Source organism: Burkholderia sp. Ac-20379 (genome assembly GCF_017104645.1).
Taxonomy (GTDB): domain Bacteria; phylum Pseudomonadota; class Gammaproteobacteria; order Burkholderiales; family Burkholderiaceae; genus Burkholderia.
The window spans coordinates 1-2,841 of sequence record NZ_JAAGPF010000541.1; the positions used below are offsets into that span (position 1 = coordinate 1).

Below are 2,841 nucleotides of genomic sequence, written 5' to 3' on the forward strand. Positions count from 1 at the left end.
TCTTCTCATCTTTCTCTCTTCACTCACCCTCCGCCCCCCCTCTTCCACCCTGCCACCAACACTCTTTCCCTCCCCGACGCTCTTCCGATCTCGCGCGCCCCGGCTGTGGCTCGTCGGCCGCTCGCCGCTGCCGGACGAGGCGCGCGCGCGTCTCGACCGGCTGGCGGCCGTCGTGACGCATCGCCGCGCCGACGTGACCGATGCCGATGCGGTGCGCGCGTTGATCGGCGAGATCGAGGCGACGCACGGCGGCCTCGACGGCATCGTCCACGCGGCCGGCTTCGCGCGCGACAAGCTGCTGATCCGCAAGTCGGCCGACGAGTTGCTGGCGGTGCTGGCCCCGAAGGTGGCCGGCCTCGCGCAGCTCGATGCCGCGAGCGCGCATTGCCGGCTCGATTTCCTGATGGTGTTCGCCTCGGTGTCCGGCGCGCTCGGCAACCCCGGGCAGGCCGACTACGCGTGCGCGAACGCGTTCATGGATGCCTTCGCCGGGGTGCGCGCGCAGCAGGTCGCGCGCGGCGAGCGGCATGGCCGCACGCTGTCGATCGACTGGCCTTACTGGCGCGACGGCGGCATGCGCCTCGACGACGCCACGCTCGACGCCATGCAGGCGCAGGTCGGCGTGCAGCCGTTGCGGACCGATGCCGCGATGCGGGCCTTGTATGCGGCTTACCGTCTCGATGTCTCGCAGGTGCTGGTGCTCGACGGCGATCACGCGCGGTTGCGGCGCGCGCTCGGTGTGCCCGATGCGCCTGGCGCGCCCGATGCGTCGTCCGATGCCGATGGCGGCCCGCTGCGCGATGCGGCCGCGGTGTCGGCTGCTGCCGCCGCGCCTGCGGTGGCGAAGACGCCAACGCCAACGCGGGGCGCGCTGATCGCCTATCTCGCGGAACACGTCGCGGCCGTGCTGGCGATGCCGGCCGATCGGATGCGCGCCGACGATCCGTTCGATCGCTACGGCGTCGATTCGATTCTTTCGATGCAGATCGTGGAAGGCCTGGAGCCGCATCTCGGCGCATTGCCCAAGACGCTGCTGTTCGAATATCCGAGCCTCGCGCAACTGGCCGATCACTTGCTGACGGCGTATGCCGATGCGTTGCGTGCGATCTTGCCGGCTGCGTCCGAGCCGACGCCTGCGCCGATGTCCGTGTCCGCGCCCGCGCCCGCGCCCGCGCCGGTGCCTACGGCTGCGCCCACTCCTACGCCTACGGCAGCGCCAGCCGCTGCTGCCGCCGCCGCTGCTACCGCCTCGATCGCGTCCACCGCCTCCATGGCCTCAATCGCCGCCGCCCCGGACGCCGCACGGATGCAGGAGATCGCCGTGATCGCGGTGGCCGGGCGCTACCCCGGCGCCGATACGATCGACGCGTTCTGGTCCGTGCTGCAGGAAGGGCGCGACTGCATCGGCCCGATTCCCGCCGAGCGCTGGGATCACGCGCCGTTCTATTCGGCGCTCAAGGGCCAGCCCGGCACCAGCTACTGTCAATGGGGCGGCTTCCTGTCCGACGTCGCCGGGTTCGACGCCGCGTTCTTCGGCGTCAAGCCGCGCGACGCGGCGCTGATGGATCCGCAGGAGCGCCTGTTCCTGCAGACGGTCTGGCATCTGCTCGAACGCGGCGGCCATTCGCGCGAGCGGCTGCGCAGCGACTATCAGGCCCGCGTCGGCGTCTACGTCGGCGCGATGACCATGCCGTATCACGCGATCGAGACGGACCCCGAGGCGCGGGCGCTGGTGGGCCTGTCGTCCTATGCGTCGATCGCCAACCGCGTGTCCTACTTCTTCGATCTGCAAGGCCCGAGCGTCGCGCTCGACACGATGTGCTCGTCCGGCCTGCAGGCGGTTCACCTGGCCTGCCAGAGCCTGCAGCGCGGCGAATGCCGCCTGGCGATCGCCGGCGGCGTGAACCTGTCGCTGCACCCGGACAAATACGTCGGGCTGAGCCGCGCCGGCCTGCTCGGCAGCCATGCGCAGAGCCGCAGCTTTTCCGACGGCGACGGCTACCTGCCGGCCGAGGGTGTGGGCGCGGTGCTGCTCAAGCCGCTGGCCGACGCGGTGCGCGATCGCGATCCGGTGCTGGCCGTGATCAAGGCCAGCGCGTCGAACCACGGCGGTCACGGCGCGGGCTACGCGGCGCCGTCGGCCGACGCGCAGGCGCGCCTGATCGAGGACAACCTGCGCGCCGCGCGGATCGATGCGCGTTCGATCGGCTATGTCGAGGCCGCGGCGAACGGTTCGTCGCTCGGCGACGCCATCGAGCTGCGCGCCCTGACGCGCGCGTTTCGCACGTTCACCGGCGAATCGGGCTTCTGCGCGATCGGTTCGGTCAAGTCGAACCTCGGCCACGCCGAGGCCGCCTCGGGCATGGCGCAACTGACCAAGGTGCTGCTGCAGTTGCAGCACCGGATGCTGGTGCCGTCGATGCTGCCGCTGTCGCAGGCGCGCCGCAATCCGCATGCCGATTTCACGGGCACGCCGTTCGTGCCGCAGATGCAGGCGGCGCCTTGGCTGCGGCGCCGCGTCGACGGCGTCGAAGCACCGCTGCGGGCGACCGTCAGCGCGTTCGGCGCGGGCGGCTCGAACGTCCATCTGATCGTGGAGGAGGCGCCGCACGAGGCGGCCCCGGCCGGCGCGGCGGACGATCATCGCCCCGGCCAGGCGCTGCGCTTCGTGTTTTCGGCGCACGACGATGCCGGCTTGATGCGCTGGCTCGCGTGTATGCGCCACTTCATCGCCGCGCAACCCGCGCTGCCGCTGGCCCGGCTCGCCGATACGCTGGCCCGCCGCGAGCGTCTGCCGCGCTGCTTCGAGATCGTGGCCGACGCGCGCGACGGGCACGATCT

The 2,841-nt window shown here is 71.5% G+C and carries 1 protein-coding gene; it reads left to right on the forward strand.

Features of this window, described 5'->3' with window-relative positions:
• Nucleotides 1–127 precede the first annotated feature (127 nt).
• Nucleotides 128–2,841 (forward strand): SDR family oxidoreductase (locus G3N92_RS32490; RefSeq protein ID WP_241015168.1); only part of this gene is annotated, 2,714 nt, incomplete at its 3' end.